At 59.3% G+C, this 15014-nt stretch carries 13 protein-coding genes and 1 tRNA gene; 3 read left to right on the top strand and 11 right to left on the bottom strand.

Annotation, left to right across the window (positions count from 1 at the left end; translation table 11 throughout):
* Genes ASD36_RS31730 through ASD36_RS21145 form a run of 5 tightly spaced genes read right to left on the bottom strand, consistent with a single transcriptional unit; the run spans position 1 to position 5977 of the window.
* Positions 1–1782 (bottom strand): amino acid ABC transporter permease/ATP-binding protein, encoded by a 1782-nt coding sequence (locus ASD36_RS31730; protein ID WP_082512281.1) that lies wholly within the window; start codon positions 1780–1782, stop codon positions 1–3.
* A gap of 37 nt (positions 1783–1819) precedes the next feature.
* Positions 1820–2374 (bottom strand): GNAT family N-acetyltransferase, encoded by a 555-nt coding sequence (locus ASD36_RS21160; protein WP_060506313.1) that lies wholly within the window; start codon positions 2372–2374, stop codon positions 1820–1822.
* Between the two features lie 36 nt (positions 2375–2410).
* Positions 2411–3598, bottom strand: a complete 1188-nt coding sequence (locus ASD36_RS21155; protein WP_060506312.1) for a M20 aminoacylase family protein — start codon at positions 3596–3598, stop codon at positions 2411–2413.
* Between the two features lie 16 nt (positions 3599–3614).
* Positions 3615–4964, bottom strand: coding sequence for an LLM class flavin-dependent oxidoreductase (locus ASD36_RS21150; RefSeq protein ID WP_060506162.1), 1350 nt, complete (start codon positions 4962–4964; stop codon positions 3615–3617).
* A gap of 23 nt (positions 4965–4987) precedes the next feature.
* Positions 4988–5977 (bottom strand): MsnO8 family LLM class oxidoreductase, encoded by a 990-nt coding sequence (locus tag ASD36_RS21145; RefSeq protein ID WP_060506161.1) that lies wholly within the window; start codon positions 5975–5977, stop codon positions 4988–4990.
* Positions 5978–6176: 199 nt separating this feature from the next.
* Here ASD36_RS21145 and ASD36_RS21140 point away from each other — a divergent pair, with 199 nt between their 5' ends.
* From ASD36_RS21140 to ASD36_RS21130, 3 genes are all read left to right on the top strand, one after another.
* Positions 6177–7205 carry an NADP-dependent oxidoreductase gene (locus ASD36_RS21140; protein WP_060506160.1) on the top strand — a complete coding sequence of 343 codons (1029 nt, stop codon included), beginning with the start codon at positions 6177–6179 and terminating at the stop codon, positions 7203–7205.
* A gap of 404 nt (positions 7206–7609) precedes the next feature.
* Complete coding sequence (locus ASD36_RS21135) at positions 7610–8269, top strand: hypothetical protein (protein WP_060506159.1); 660 nt, start codon at positions 7610–7612, stop codon at positions 8267–8269.
* Positions 8256–8903: a hypothetical protein gene (locus ASD36_RS21130; RefSeq protein WP_060506158.1), complete on the top strand. Its 648-nt coding sequence runs from the start codon at positions 8256–8258 to the stop codon at positions 8901–8903. The genes ASD36_RS21135 and ASD36_RS21130 overlap by 14 nt, the downstream gene beginning before the upstream one ends.
* A 216-nt stretch (positions 8904–9119) precedes the next feature.
* Here ASD36_RS21130 and ASD36_RS21125 read toward each other — a convergent pair.
* From ASD36_RS21125 to ASD36_RS21100, 6 genes are all read right to left on the bottom strand, one after another.
* Positions 9120–9195, bottom strand: a tRNA-Lys gene (locus tag ASD36_RS21125).
* 150 nt (positions 9196–9345) lie between these two features.
* Complete coding sequence (locus tag ASD36_RS21120) at positions 9346–10263, bottom strand: PhzF family phenazine biosynthesis protein (protein WP_060506157.1); 918 nt, start codon at positions 10261–10263, stop codon at positions 9346–9348.
* A gap of 70 nt (positions 10264–10333) precedes the next feature.
* Positions 10334–11071 carry a hypothetical protein gene (locus ASD36_RS21115; RefSeq protein ID WP_060506156.1) on the bottom strand — a complete coding sequence of 246 codons (738 nt, stop codon included), beginning with the start codon at positions 11069–11071 and terminating at the stop codon, positions 10334–10336.
* 20 nt (positions 11072–11091) lie between these two features.
* Complete coding sequence (locus ASD36_RS21110) at positions 11092–12198, bottom strand: endonuclease/exonuclease/phosphatase family protein (protein ID WP_060506155.1); 1107 nt, start codon at positions 12196–12198, stop codon at positions 11092–11094.
* 106 nt (positions 12199–12304) lie between these two features.
* Entirely contained in the window at positions 12305–13327 is a 1023-nt protein-coding gene (locus tag ASD36_RS21105) for an ABC transporter ATP-binding protein (protein ID WP_060506154.1), read from the bottom strand.
* The gene (locus tag ASD36_RS21100) at positions 13315–15009 is read right to left on the bottom strand and encodes an iron ABC transporter permease (protein WP_060511791.1); all 1695 of its coding nucleotides are present in this window, start codon (positions 15007–15009) and stop codon (positions 13315–13317) included. Before ASD36_RS21100 ends, ASD36_RS21105 begins: the two co-directional genes overlap by 13 nt.
* Between the last annotated feature and the right edge of the window lie 5 nt (positions 15010–15014).

Genomic DNA, 15014 nt, shown 5'->3' with positions numbered 1-15014 from the left:
CTAGAGAACTTTTGCGAGGAATTCGCGGGTACGCGGATGGTTCGGCTGATTGAAGATCCGGGCCGGTGGGCCGACCTCCAGAATGTGGCCGCCCTCCATGAACACCACCGTATCGGCCACTTCGCGGGCAAACCCAACTTCGTGGGTGACGATCACCAGTGTCGTTCCGGTACGGGCCAATTCCTTGATCACATCAAGCACTTCGCCGACCAGCTCCGGGTCAAGCGCCGATGTCGGCTCGTCGAACAGTAGCACCTTCGGCTTCAGCGCCAAGGCGCGAGCGATGGCAACACGCTGCTGCTGGCCGCCGGAAAGCTGGCGGGGATAGGCATCGATCTTGTCCGTCAGGCCGACGCGGGAAAGAAGCTCCCGCGCCAGCTCGACGGCCTCGGCGCGATCCGTCCCCCGGACCTGCATGGGCGCTTCAACCAGGTTTTCCAGCACGGTCAGATGCGGGAAGAGATTGAAGTTCTGGAACACCATGCCGATGTCGGCACGGCTTTTCAGAATATCCTTTTCCTTCAGTTCGTAGAGCGTTTCGCCGTTCTGGCGATAGCCGACAAGATCACCGTCGACGGAGATGAAGCCGCTATCGACACGTTCCAGATGGTTGATAGCGCGCAACAGGGTCGACTTGCCGGAGCCGGACGGTCCGAGAATAGCGGTGACGCTTCCTGCCGGAAGTGTCAGGTCGATCGCATCCAGCACCTTCAAGGCACCGAAACTTTTCGAAATGCCATGGATGCGGACGGTAGCACCGGCTCTCAATAAAGGCGCATCGCGAAAACCGGTTTTGCGGACGGTCGGGGCGCTTGCACCGGCGACCTGCCGCGGCAGTGGCTGGCGAAAGCGAGTGAAGAACGCCTGGAAAGGCAGAGGCACCGGATTGCGCACCGCGCCTTTGGAAAAGTACCGCTCGATATAGTGCTGGGCGATTGACAGCACGGTCATGATCACCAGATACCAGGCCGTCGCCACCATCAAGAGCGGGATGACTTCAAGGTTGCGGCGGTAGATAACCTGCACCGTGTAGAACAGCTCCGGCAGAGCAAGCACGTAGACCATCGACGTGCTTTTCGCCAGACCGATGATCTCGTTGAAGCCGGTCGGCAGGATCGAGCGCATCGCCTGCGGAAGGACGATGCGGAACACCTGGCGGCGGCGCGGCAGGCCAAGGGCGGCGGCGGCTTCAAGTTGGCCCTGATCGACGGACAGGATGCCACCCCGGACGATTTCCGAAAAGAACGCAGACTGGTTCAGCGTAAGCCCGAGGAAGGCGGCGGCAAACGGCGTCAGCAACTGCACGGTCGGATAATTGAACAGGACCGCATCGGTGAATGGTACGCCGATTTTGATCGTCTCGTAGAGGTAGCCGAGATTGTTGAGAACCAGCAGCAGCACGATCAGCGGGATCGAGCGCAGCAGCCAGACATAGCCCCATGAGAGGCCGGACAACAACGGCGATTTCGACACCCGGGCAAGCGCCAGTGCCGTCCCCAGCACCGAGCCGGACACGGTTGCCAGCGCCGTCAGCAACAACGTCCGGCCGAGACCCGCCAGAACCGGTTCGGCAAAGAACCATTCGGCAAAGACATTCCAGCCCCAGCGCGGGTTGGTGAAGGTCGAATAGAGAATTGCAGCAATGACGAGGCCGGCGAATACGGTACCCACCAGCCTTCCGGGATGGCGCGCGGGAATAATCCGGTAGCGCGAATAGTCCTGGCTGTGCCCGGCCGCTCTACGGCCTGGCTCGATGCCTGCGAAATCTGACGTGAGCGCCATCTGCTGCCCCCTAGTAAGTGGTGAAATTTCTGATTGCTCAGCGCTGTCCGGCTGCACGCGGGAACGGTTGCTCCGCTGCCACGGCCCCCGGCAGCCCCGCGACCGCGAGATGGCCGATCTCTTTCTCAAAGGGCAGAGACTTGTAGATTTCCGGGTCGGCATCGACGTCGAACAGCGCCGTGTAACCGTATTTCAGATAGAGGCCGACGGCCTCCGGCTGGCGAAAGCCGGTGGTCAGGTAGATGCGGGAAAATCCCTGACGCGCCGCCTGTTCCTCCAGTTCGATCAAAACCTTGACGGCAAGGCCCTGACGGCGCAGGTCGGAGCGTGTCCAGATGCGTTTGAACTCGACGGTGCGCTCGTCATAATATTTGAAGGCACCGCCGCCGATCGTCTCCCCGTTGCGCTGAAGCAGCAGAAAATTCCCATGCGGCGGCGCAAAAGCTTCGGCCGGATAGCGGTTCATCTCTTCGACTGCACCGGCGGCGCTGAAATACGATCCGTAACGGCTGTCGTACTCGTAGGTCAGTTCATCGATCAGCGGTTTTGCGCGGGGATCAAGCGGCGTGGTGTAGACAAACGTATCGCTCATTTTCGCCATTCCTGTTCAAACTGTGGCTGTTGAGATCTAGTTGAGAAAAGCTTCCGCCAGGCGCACCCAGTAGCGGGCGGCGGGCGCGATGATCGCGTCGTTGAAATCGTAATGGGCGCTGTGCAGGGGCGCTGTGTCGCCATTGCCGACGAACAGGTAACTGCCGGGCTTTTCCTGCAGCATGAAGGCGAAATCCTCACTCGCCGTGCGCGGCTTGAACCCCTCCTCCACCCTTGCCGGGCCGAAAGTGGCGAGTGCGACACTGCGTGCAAAATCGGTCTCTTCGCGGTGGTTGATCAGCGCCGGGAAACCCAGCCTGTAATCCACATCAGCGACGGCGCCAAAACTCTCCGCCTGCGCCCGCGCCAGCGCCGGAATGCGTTCCTGCAACTGCTGGCGAACGGTTTCGGTAAAGGCGCGCATGGTGAGTTTCAGCTCGACGCTCTCCGGAATGACATTGGAGGCCGAGCCCGCGTGGATAGAGCCGACTGTCGCCACTGCCATTTCCTGCGGATCGACATTGCGCGAGACCACGCTCTGCAGCGCCGTGATGAAGGATGCGGAGGCCAGCACCGGATCGATAGCGCGGTGCGGCTCTGCCCCATGACCGCCCTTGCCGACAATGCGGATCTTCGCCTGATCGACGGATGCCATCGCCGGCCCGGCGACAAAGCCGAACTGACCCAGCGGCACACCGGGCCAATTGTGCAGCCCGAAGATCGCATCGACCGGAAAGCGCTCGAACAGTCCTTCCGAAATCATCTTGCGGGCACCGGCGCCGATTTCCTCGGCCGGCTGGAAGATCAGGTGAAGCGTTCCGTCGAACGTTGAGCTTTCAGCAAGATAACGGGCGGCGGCTAGGAGAATGGACGTATGGCCATCGTGGCCGCAGGCGTGCATGACACCCGGATTGCTGCTGGCATAGGCAAGCCCAGTTGCCTCCTCGATCGGCAGGGCATCCATATCGGCCCGGATGCCGATCCGGCGTTCGCCAGCGCCACGCTTCAACGTTGCGACAACACCTGTTCCGGCGATGCCGGTGGTGACATCGTATCCCCAGGAGGACAGATGCGAAGTGATCAGCTTGCTGGTCCGCCGCTCCTGGAAGGCAAGCTCCGGATACTGATGGAGGTCGTGGCGAAGCGCGATGATCTCGTCGAGATAGGCGGCGATGCCTTGCTCTACCGGATCGTTCAGGCGTTGGGTCTGTGCGATGATGTTCATGGCCGCTCCCGGCGCCTCAGGCGCCGACCGCCTTTCCACGTTCGACGTTTTCCGTGGGGGCTGCATAGCGGCTTTCGCGGTATTCGAGTCCCAGATGATCCCGCAGTGTCGCGCCCTCGAGCGCCGGATTGAAATAGCCACGCTGTTCCAGGATCGGCAGGACATGGGTGGCGAAATCGTCGAGCCCTTCGGCAATCACCGGGAACCCGAGAATGAAACCGTCGGCAGCCCCCTCCTCGACCCAGCGGATGATCTCGTCGGCGATATGCTCGGCAGTGCCGATGAAAGTCGTCCGCGGCGTGGCCGCATCAAGGGCAATTTCGCGCAGGGTGAGGTTTTTCTCACGCGCCGTCTTCTTGATCCGGTCGGTGGTGGCGCGAAAACTGTTCTTGCCGATATCGCCGATATCCGGAAAGGCCTCGTCCAGTGGGTACACGCTGAAATCATGATGATCGAAAAACCGGCCGAGATAGAGCAACGCTTCCTCGATGGTGACGAGATTGCGGATCGCCTGGTATTTCCGTTCCGTCTCCTCCGTCGTTGCGCCGACTATCGGCCCGATGCCCGGATAGAGGCCGATCTCGGCCGCACGCCGCCCCTGCGCGATCGTGCTCTGCTTGACCTGCTTGTAAAAAACCTTGGCGTCCTCGATCGGCCCGCCATTGGTGAAGACGGCATCGGCATGTTTACCGGCGAGCCTGATGCCAGAATCGGACGCACCCGCCTGGAAAATAACCGGCTGGCCCTGTTTCGAGCGGCCGATATTCAGTGGACCTTCGACGCGGAAAAAGCGACCCTTGTGACCAAGCGTGTGCAGTTTCGCCGTATCGGCATAGACACCGGTCTCCCGATTACGGACAAAGGCGTCGTCATCCCAGGAATCCCACAGCCCCTTGGCAACATCGAGATATTCGTCGGCGATCTCGTAGCGCAACTCGTGTTCGGGATGCTCGCGGCTGTAGTTGCGGCCCGATCCTTCGAGCGGCGTCGTCACCGCATTCCAGCCTGCTCTACCGCCGCTGATCAAATCGAGCGTGGCAAACTGACGGGCGACGGTGAAAGGGTCGCTATAGGAGGTGGAGACGGTGCCGACGAGGCCGATTTTCGAGGTTGAAGCAGCCAGAGCAGAGAGGACGGAGATCGGTTCGAACCGGTTGAGGAAATGCGGGATGGACTGTGCGTTGATGTAGAGCCCATCGGCAACGAAGGCAAAAGCAATGCCTGCGGCCTCTGCCCGGCGGGCGGTGTTGACGAAGAACTCGAAGTTGACGCTGGCATCGGCTGGCCCGCTCGGGTGTTTCCAGGCGTTCATATGGCCACCGGGACCTTGCAGCATGATGCCGAACGGAATGTGTTTCTGAACCATCGGAGAAATCCTTTTTGTCGATATCAAGCGGCGAGAGACAGCCGTTCCTTGGCGAGACGTTCGATCGAGGCGAGGCGCTCGGCAGCGGCAAGCGCCGGCGTTTCGATGATAAATTCGGAAATGCCGTAGCGGCTGTGCAGGTCATCGAGTTGCGCCCGCACCTCGGCGGCGGTGCCGTGCAGTACGCTCGGTGCCTTGGATTCGAGCCTGTCGATGGCGACGCCGGCCTGCCGCGCATATTCAGCGGCCTGCTCCTCGGTGCCGACATTAACGCTTCTGCCGTCCACGAGGAAAACCTTGACGATGCGCAGATCGCTTACAGCCTTGCGCGCCACATCAGCGTCTTCTGCGGCATAGGCGGCAAGCGCCAGGATCGGCGTCTTGCCGCTGGCGCGTGTATAGGCGTCAAAGGTCTTGCGGAGATTTTCCGGATCGCCGTTCAACTGCCCCGCAAAAACCAGCCGCCAGCCCTTGGCTGCGGCAAGCTCGGCACTGTCAACACTGGCGCCAAGCAGGAAGCGCTCCGGCGGCGCGGGCGGAAACGGGGTCGCATGTGGACCTTCGGAAGCGGGATCGGCGGCAAGATAGGTATTGATGCCGGACAATTGCTCGGCAAAGTCCGGCTTTCCGGATGGATCAACACCGGCCTGAAGCGCACGGGTCGAGAGCGGAAAGCCGCCCGGCGCCTTGCCGACGCCGAGATCGACACGGCCCGGGGCAAGCGAGGCCAGAAGGTTGAAGGTCTCGGCAACCTTGTAGGCGCTGTAGTGCTGAAGCATGACCCCGCCTGACCCAACACGGATCCTCGCCGTCTTGGCCAGCAGATACGCAATCAGCGTTTCCGGGGCTGAACTTGCGAGATTGGCCATGCTATGATGCTCGGCGACCCAGAAACGGTGGTAACCAAGCTCTTCGGCCCTTTGAGCGAGCCTGACCGTGGTGCGCAAGGCATCCGCAGCAGTACCGCCCTCTTCGATTGGGCTCTTGTCCAGAAGACTGAGGAGGTAGGGCATGGGCCACTGATCCCTTCGCTAAGTTGGAAAACTTAGTCTATAAAATCAGTAGACAAAATGATTTATAAGAAACGCCATTCTTTTTGGCGTGAGGTATGGAGAAAAAGTCACCTCGCCTGAAACGCCGGAGGCGGTACGATCAAGATCCGCTAACCAATTGAAACAAACATTTTATATTCGAAGAAGTGAGGATAGACCAATGTCCGACCAGTTCACCTCTACCCGCATCGTCCTTGCGTCGCGGCCGTCCGGCAAGCCGGAATCGGGAAATTTCCGGCTGGAGAAAAAGGTGATTGCCGATCCCGCAGAAGGCGAAGTGCTTCTGCAAATCCTCTATCTTTCCCTTGATCCTTATATGCGCGGGCGCATGGACGACGCCAAATCCTATGCCAAGCCGGTCGAGATCGGTGGGGTCATAGAGGGCGGTACGGTGGCAAGGGTGCTGCGGTCGCGCAACGCTGCTTACAATCCGGGCGATATCGTCCTGTCCCATTCCGGCTGGCAGAGCCATGCGATCTCGAATGGCAGCGACCTGCGAAAACTCGACCCGCAGCAGGCTCCGGTGACAACGGCGCTCGGCATTCTCGGCATGCCCGGCTTCACCGCCTATGCCGGATTGCGCAATATCGGCAAACCGAAGGCCGGAGAAACCGTCGTGGTCGCTGCCGCAAGCGGTGCCGTCGGGTCAGCCGTCGGCCAGATCGCCCGGATTTTTGGCGCCCGCGCTGTCGGTATCGCCGGTGGAAGTGAGAAATGCGACTATGTGCGCGGCGAGCTTGGTTTTGACGCGGCGATTGACCACCGTTCGAGCAATTTCGCCGATGAACTCGCAGCCGCCTGCCCTGATGGTATAGACGTCTACTTCGAAAATGTCGGCGGCCACGTCTGGAGCGCGGTGTTTCCCCTCCTCAACGATTTCGCCCGCATCCCGGTCTGCGGCCTGATCGCGCATTACAACGAAGCAGGTTCGGCCGCCGGTACACAGGACCAACTCCCGGCCGTCATGCGGGCCATCTTGCGCAAGAGCCTGACCATCAGAGGCTTCATCCAGCGCGAATTCGCAGATCAACGCCCCGATTTTTACCGGGAAGCCTCAGCCTGGATTTCCGATGGCCGGCTGAAATACCGGGAAGACATCGTTGAAGGGCTGGAAAACGCGCCAAACGCCTTCATCGGTCTTCTCGACAGAAAGAATTTTGGCAAACTGATCGTGCGCGTCGCCGTCTGAGGCGGCATCAAGGTCTTCGATCGGCCGCTGGCTGAAAACCAGCGGCCCGATGTATGGCGCGCCAACAAACAAATCGCGGCGGACCGCAGAAAGTCGCACTTTCCTGGGTAATTGCGAGCGCGGTCTCTTGTGAGCGCTGCATCCAGAATAGCCAACCTTACCGGACAGCAAGGATGCAACCTTACCCCTAAGAGCATCGCTCGCGAGCGAGATTGATCGTATCCGAAAGCCAGATCGCCCTTGATATAGCTGCCGCAGGGTTTCAGTCGCAGCTACATAATCAGTGATTGTCTTGAGTTGCTCATTCTTTCGAAGGTGACACACAGTCTCAATGGACGAAATGACTTCGGTCACATCATGGCATATCTTGTGTTTACGACAATTCCGATGGGAGGATCGGTCCTGTGTGCGACGATTGGCACATTCCGTGTGTCGAACTGCTCTGGTTAAGACGTCCAGAGGACGGGCAATCGCGGCTTTCCGTCACCGGCGACGAGAGGATCATCCTTGGATACATGAACCGCTTCGGCTTTGTTCCCGCGAACTACCGAAACCAAAAGAAACTCGTCCGGCCAGACGGCACTGGAGGATGGGACGTTCTTGATCCTTCCGCGTGTCCCAAAATTGCGAGGCCTGCTGTTCCGATAATTGACGATGAGAAAGCACGCCTTCAGGTGTTAGCTTGTGACTGGCAGCTCGTTGGCTACACCTTCACCAGGACATTGGTTCGCCTCCTATTCGACCCGAGTGGCGAAGGTTACTGGAGTTTTGCTTCATGGGGTTTTCGCGACATCGCTCCGAATTTTACTCAAGGTTATTTCCTGTATTCGATTCAGGAACACCAACTGGCGATTGAATGGGAAGACGGGACATCTGCGTCGATACCATTCAGGGTTTTCGACGAACTTCATGTCTGCATCGACAGCAGGGGTGACCTTATTTTCTACGATTATTCACTTGAGGTAGGCAGTCACGTTGTCCCTTCCGAAGTGAAGGAACTGGACGGCTGGCCCCTCTCTTACTGGGGTAACCTACGGGAGGTAAATGGCAATGAGCGGATTTGAAATTGGAGCGTTGTTTGAGGGTATCAAGCTGGTTCTCAGTGCGGTTGGAATACCACAGGCACGACGACAAGCGTTCTTCAAAGATCATGTCACCCCATCCTACGAGCTACTGGGGAGGATTCACCGGGATTATATTGCCAAGTTTCAGGAAGCGGCAGCACTGCTGGAAGAGCGTGGCGACGTCCGGAAGGTTGTAGAATTGCTCCGGATAGAGCGGCCGCGGAACCTGATGGACCGGACTGAGGCTGCGACGCTGATCAAGGGTCTCAGAGACCACGTAATGCCTCAAAATCCTTTCCCGAAGAGTTCGAAAAAACCGTCCGAATTCAAGCAATTGTTCTCGATGTACGTTTTCGCGTATGAGCATTACCTGAATTCCGCCAGTCCCCTTGACCCCGTTAAATCTGAGACGTGGTATAGTTACTTCATTCGGACTTTTGAAAAAGCCGTCAATGATGGAAAAGACCCTTACAAGGAAACCTACAGCGGAAGAGCCGGCGGCGACCGCATCATTGATGACGCTGCGGAAATTCTCTTTCGGGCGGTGAACGATGTCATGCCAGACTCGTTCAAGAAGGTCCAAAAGTGCTACAGCGACCTGCGCAGCCATCTTGCGCCGAAGCTTGGCCTTTAACGATCGCAAAGACCCCAGCTACATCCCGCCTCCACACGGAGCGGCGGTTCGAATTCGCGCGCCACATCGTTACCCACAAATCTGTTGACGTGGAAAGAAAACAGTAGGGAGAAACAGAGACTTACCATTCGTGCTCTAATGAGCATTAGGCGGTGTATACGCGACTTATCTTATGATAAAGGAAATCAACGTAATTCATTGATCTCAAAAGAGAGATGGTGGGTGATGTAGGGTTCGAACCTACGACCCGCTGATTAAGAGTCAGCTGCTCTACCAACTGAGCTAATCACCCGCCAGAACCGCTTCGTCTGCGGCCTCTAGAACCACATTGCTGTGGTGTGATGCGGCGTATAATGGGGTTCGCAGGGCTTGTCTAGTTCCTCGGGCGATTTTCTTTCGGATTTCTCAAAAAAATCTGTGTGAGCTGTTTAGAGGCTGTTTTTCAAAGATAAAGTTCACCAGCCGCAATCTTCACCGCCTGCCCGCCGATCCGGGCCGTGCCGATTTCCCCGCCGGAGACGTCGATGTGAAGGTGCAGCAGCGATGGACGCCCCATCTCCACGCCCTGTTCGATCAGGAACGGGTGATGCCCGTCGATCAGCCTGTCAAAACAGTGGATGGCACCGGAAAAGGCGGCAACGGCGGCACCCGTCGCCGGGTCCTCGACAATGCCCATGGCCGGCGCGAACATCCGCGTATGGAAGCGAGCGACATGATTGACGCCGCCACGGCAATAGATGTAGGCGGCAGCGAGCCGGCCCTCGGCAATCGGGGTGATCTGCTCCCACAAGGCTGGATCGAACTCCACAGCACCTGCCGCGCTGACATCGTGAACAGGAATCATCACGAATGGAACACCAGCGCTCCAGAACGAAGGCACGTGGTTTTCAAACCCGATCTGCGTTGCCTTCAGGCTGAATGCATCGGCAATCGCCTGCCGGTCGAACTTGGCGTCGAGCTGCACCGATTTGCGCGGCACGTCGAATTCGGCGAAAGTAGCCTCTCCTGGCCTGCCACGCACGGCGCAACGCACCGGACCGACATTTTCCTCAAGCATCTGCACGAGGTCATAGTCTTCGTTTTCAGAAGAGCGCCCGGCTTCGGCCAGCGCGATGGCAGCACCCACTGTCGGATGACCGGCAAAGGGCAATTCATAGCCGGGCGTGAAAATCCGCAGCTTTGCAGCATGCCCGGCTTTCTGCGGTTGCAGCAGAAACACCGTCTCCGACAGATTGAATTCGCCGGCAATTGCCTGCATCGCCGCATCGCTCAGGCCATCGCCGTCAAAGACAACGGCGAGCGGATTTCCCTCCAGCCTGTTGGCGGTGAAAACGTCGTAGATTGCATAGCGACGCGCCACGAGGATCTCCTTTGCTGTTTTCAGCCATCAGACCTTGCATGGCAGATAGCTGGCGGCAAGCGCAAAAGCATCACCGTATCGTGTTGAAAACCCATTTCAGGACCGGTGGCATGAAGGCAGGATAGGCATGTTGCCCCGGATCGGCGGTGCGGATAGCAAGAGCGGCGTCGATTTCCGGCTCCGGGTCGGCAACGATATGGGCATCGATAAGCTCGATCAGTTCCGCCGCAGTCTCGGAAAAATGATAGACGCGAAAAACCGTGACGACGCCCTGGCTGTGCAATCCGTGAAATTCGGATACACGCGTGGCGTCCAACAGTGACAGCCCAGTCTCCTCCAGCACCTCGCGCGCCATGTTGCCGTCAATATCGCAATATCCATCCCGGACATCATCCGGATCGAGCGACCCCGCAGCACAATAGACACGGCCGGGATTGGCCGTGTGCTGCCCCATGCGGATGGCGATGACGGCACCGTCGGAGGACACGATCACCGGCAAGCCGAACAGATGGAGGGCCGCCCCGGCCGGCTTAGTTTTGCGCCACAGCAAAAACGCAGAGAAGGGAACGATGTGGCACTCGCCCGACAACGCGCCGTTCGTCACCTCAACCTTTCGCATCAGCAACATACGGCCGTCAAACAAGGCGGGATTTGCAGCAACCTCCCGTTCCCAATTGGCAGCGACCTCTGTCTGATGGGAAAGGCAATAGGGATGCGGCGCGCCGCTGACGCGCACATTGATGCTGGTCACGGGAAAAATCACGCCTTCATCGGGCCATTCAGAGGTTGTGCTGGTCAGTTGCGGCATAAAATCGTGCCTCGGAAATTTCACACATTGAGGGAGATGACGACAGGGCAATGGTCGGAGGCTTTCGGCCGGTCCCAGCCGGTTCTGGGATAGCGCTCGACCTCCTGCCCTTGCGGAAAGATCGTCCGGAAAGGCTGGCCGCCCCGGATGATCTCCGGCACGCTGGCTGGGTTACGCTGGGCGAGAGCCTGCGACAGCCAGATATAGTCGAGCTGGCAAAGATGCCGTTCCTCCGGCCCGCGGCTGTGAAACAGCGTCCAGCGGTCGAGTTCCGGGCGCCGGCGCATGACATTTTCGACAAAGCCGTCATGGCTCAGCACATCAAGCGCGCTTTGCGTCTCCTGCCGTGGCACGAAACTATAGCCGTTGCGCCGGTCGCCGAGCACATCGACGCGTTCCTGATAATCATTCATGTCGCCGCAGATGGCGAACATCTTGTTATCCAGATTATCCGCTCCGAACCGGTTTTCGACGATGCGGCGGACAGCAGCGGCTTCGGCCGCCCGCACCGGCATCGTCGCCGAGCGCCCATCCAGCCCGTCGCGCGCCGGCCCCATCGACTTGAAATGAACGACGAACAGCGTGAACGGCCGGCCGCCGATCCGGAAATCCAGTTCCAGGCAATCGCGCTTGAAAATTCGATCGCCGGGCACGTTGGTCGACGCCAAAGCATCATTGAAAAGATCGAAATCGGCATAGGTGACGCCGGCGTGCGATTTGACATCGACGCATTCGATCTTCTGGCCATCGCGGGTTTCCTCCCGCACCAGAACGGCAACATCGATGCCACGGCTGTCATTACCCTCGATCAGGTATTTTTGCCGGTAGCCATTGCCGACCATACGAAAGAGATAGCCGTATTCGAACGCCTGCAGCGCCACCATGTTGTCGGCCTCCTGCAGGCAGAGGATATCGGCATCGCAATCGGCAATGGCGAGCGCCGACATCTGCCGCGTGTCATCGGTATAGGCGATGGTGCGGGCTTCCTCGAGCCGCTGATATTCTGCCTCGTTCTTGACGTCGAAGAGCCTGAGAACGCGATCCTGCTTGAGGTGGTTGCGAAAGCCGGAGAAATCGAACCTGCTCATCAGGTTTTCGACATTGAAGGTGGCAAGGCGAAGGGTCATCAACAATTTCCGTATGCAATTGAGGCGACTTTAGCCAATCGGTGACAAAAGTCGAATGCCTTTCTCCCCAAAGCAATCCGCTGCCCCCTGGGCGCCAACCGAAACCTCAGAGCATCCAACCCTGGCGAATGACGAACGGCTGCAGCACACCGCAGTCGAGGGCATGCGGGGAGTAGGCGCGGAGATGCTGCCCGCCTGCCGTGCGTAGCGACAGAGAAAATCGTTCGCCCTCGAACACACAGGATGTCACCTGCAGCATGACGCCCTCGGGATCGGCCACGACGTGTTCGGGGCGCACGAGGACCGGACGGCTCGGCCCTGCTGTCTGGTGGAAGGCGACCTCGATCACCGACCAGGACAGCAGGCGCGGGCCATGATCCGGCAGCGCCAGATCAAGAATGGCCCCCTGCCCGACTTGGCCGCCGACGACCCTTCCTTCCGGCCGGGCATAAATGTCCTGCGGCGACGCGACCTGCATCAACCGCCCCTCCGACATCACGGCAATGTCGGTCGCCAGCGCCATCGCCTCACCCTGATCGTGGGTGACGTAGATCATCGTCGCCCCGGAACGGGCATGGAATTCGCGGAAGGTCTCCTCCATCGCCGCCTTCAGGTGACGATCGAGATTGGCCAGCGGCTCGTCCAGCAACACCACGTCCGGCGAGGTGACGAGGCAGCGGGCCAGCGCCACGCGCTGTCTCTGGCCGCCGGAAAGATCAGCCGGACGCCGATCGGCAAACTCTTCAAGCCGGACGACCGACAGGGCATCCTTGACGCGGGATTGCCAGGTGGCGGCGGTGATGCCACGAACTTTCAACGGATAACCGACATTCTGCGCCACAGTCATGTGCGGCCAGAGCGCATAGGATTGAAACACCATCGCCATGTTGCGCTTTTCCGGAGGCAACGCCCCACTGGCATCCGCCAGCGTGCGTTCACCCAGCACGATCGAACCATCGGTCGGTTGTTCGAAACCGGCGATCATGCGAAGCACCGTCGTCTTACCGCAGCCGGATGGTCCGAGCAGCGCCAGGAAACCGCCGTCGCGCACGGTCAGGGACACATCGGAGACCGCCGCCCGGCCTGTGCCAAAATCCTTGCTGAGGTGATTGAGGATCAATTGCGCCATGGCAGCACGCCCTTCGGAAGGTGTTTCGCCAGCAGTTCCAGAAGCAGCATCAGGATGACCACCATGGTGACGACCAGTACCGACAGGGCCGAGGCCAGATCGGAGCTGCCACTGTCGTCGAGATTGAAGATTGCCACCCCGAGCGTCTGCGTGCCCGCCGACCAGAGCAGTGCCGAAACTGTCAATTCGCTGCAGGCAATCAGGAAGACGAGAATAACGGAAGCGCCCGCCGCCGGTGCAATCAGCGGAACGAGAATGTCGCGCAGGCGGCGGAAAAAGCCTGCGCCGAAAAGCCGGGCCGCCTCTTCCAGCGACGGATCGAGTTGCAGGAAGGCACTGGCCACCGGCTTCAAGCTGACGGCAAAGAAGCTGGAAAAATAAGCGATCAGGATGATCCAGATCGTTCCGTAGATCGACACGTTCACCAAAGGCAGCGGAGCTGCAAACAACAGGATGAAGGCGACGGCGAGAACGATGCCCGGAAGGGCATAGGGAATTTCGATCAGGCCGGTGATGATATCGGCCAGTTTTCCCGGACGGCGGGTCAGCAGATAGGCGGTTAAAACAGTAAACAGCAGCAGCCCGCACGCCGTCGTCCCGGCCAGGAACAGCGAATTGGCAAACGCTGTCAGCGTAACCGACTGACGAAACAGGATTTCGCTATAGGCATGGAGCGACATGGTCTGAAAATTCAACGGCACGCCATAGGCAGGCACCAGCGAACTGGCGACCAGTGCTGCGACCGGCGCCACGAGAACAACGAACAGGACGACCGAAAGTCCGGCTTCAGCAACAACGCGCCAGAGGCCGAACGAAAAGGCAGCGTTCTCGCCGGAAAGACCGATGATGCGGTAATCCCTGCCCCTCAGCGCCCGTTGCTGGACAACGAGGCCAAGCCCGGCGATGACGGCGATCACCATGGAGAGTTGCGACATTTCGGCAAACGTGCCTGCCCCGAAACTCGAAAGGCGGCTATAGATCAACGTCGGCAGGACGAAAATCGATGCGGGAATTCCAAGAATGGCCGGAATGCCGAAATTGCCGACGCCGGAAACGAAGGCAATCGCCGCACCCGCAATCAAGCCGGGTACCGCCAGTGGAAAGATGATGTCGTGAAACACCCGCATCGGCGAGGCACCGGCCAGGCGTGCCGCCTCGACGCCATCGCGCGGCAAGGCAGCAAGTCCCGCCTTCAAAGCGAGAAACACCAGCGGCGCATGCTGGACACCCAAAAGCAGCGCGATACCACCAAGCGAGTAAAGCGGTTGCGGGCTGCCGAGCGGCGGCGCAATGCCGAGTGTCTTCAAGAGCGGACTGGCCGGACCTGACATCTGCACCCAGGCGAGCGCCGTTACCTGCGGCGGGATCATCATCGGCAGCACGAAGGCAAAGCTGAAGAAACCCTTTGCGCGGATATCGGTAAGTGTGACGATAAACGCAAAAGTGGCGCCGAGCAGAACGGCAATCAGCATGCCCCCGGTCGCGGTCGTTAGCGTGTTGCGAATGGCAAACCAGGTCGAAGGCTCGGAAAAGAGGCCGGTGGCCTTCCCCTCGATCGAAAACCGCAAACCGGCATAAAGCAGCCGTGCAAGCGGCAGCCCGCTCAACAGGCAGACGGCAATGATGACGAAAGGAAGCAGCCAGGCTGGCTGGCTGCTTCGATTGGCGGACGATCTGGGCATGAGAA

The sequence above is a fragment of the Rhizobium sp. Root1334 genome (assembly GCF_001426665.1).
Classification (GTDB): domain Bacteria; phylum Pseudomonadota; class Alphaproteobacteria; order Rhizobiales; family Rhizobiaceae; genus Pararhizobium.
This window is presented reverse-complemented; position numbering and strand designations above follow the sequence as displayed.

Coding starts and splice junctions, on each gene's coding strand:
- ASD36_RS21115 (WP_060506156.1), bottom strand. CDS start 11,071: ATGCCGCAACTGACCAGCACAACCTCTGAATGGCCCGATGAAGGCGTG.
- ASD36_RS21130 (WP_060506158.1), top strand. CDS start 8,256: ATGAGCGGATTTGAAATTGGAGCGTTGTTTGAGGGTATCAAGCTGGTT.
- ASD36_RS21150 (WP_060506162.1), bottom strand. CDS start 4,964: ATGGTTCAGAAACACATTCCGTTCGGCATCATGCTGCAAGGTCCCGGT.
- ASD36_RS21105 (WP_060506154.1), bottom strand. CDS start 13,327: ATGGCGCAATTGATCCTCAATCACCTCAGCAAGGATTTTGGCACAGGC.
- ASD36_RS21160 (WP_060506313.1), bottom strand. CDS start 2,374: ATGAGCGATACGTTTGTCTACACCACGCCGCTTGATCCCCGCGCAAAA.
- ASD36_RS21155 (WP_060506312.1), bottom strand. CDS start 3,598: ATGAACATCATCGCACAGACCCAACGCCTGAACGATCCGGTAGAGCAA.
- ASD36_RS21110 (WP_060506155.1), bottom strand. CDS start 12,198: ATGACCCTTCGCCTTGCCACCTTCAATGTCGAAAACCTGATGAGCAGG.
- ASD36_RS21100 (WP_060511791.1), bottom strand. CDS start 15,009: ATGCCCAGATCGTCCGCCAATCGAAGCAGCCAGCCAGCCTGGCTGCTT.
- ASD36_RS21140 (WP_060506160.1), top strand. CDS start 6,177: ATGTCCGACCAGTTCACCTCTACCCGCATCGTCCTTGCGTCGCGGCCG.
- ASD36_RS21145 (WP_060506161.1), bottom strand. CDS start 5,977: ATGCCCTACCTCCTCAGTCTTCTGGACAAGAGCCCAATCGAAGAGGGC.
- ASD36_RS31730 (WP_082512281.1), bottom strand. CDS start 1,782: ATGGCGCTCACGTCAGATTTCGCAGGCATCGAGCCAGGCCGTAGAGCG.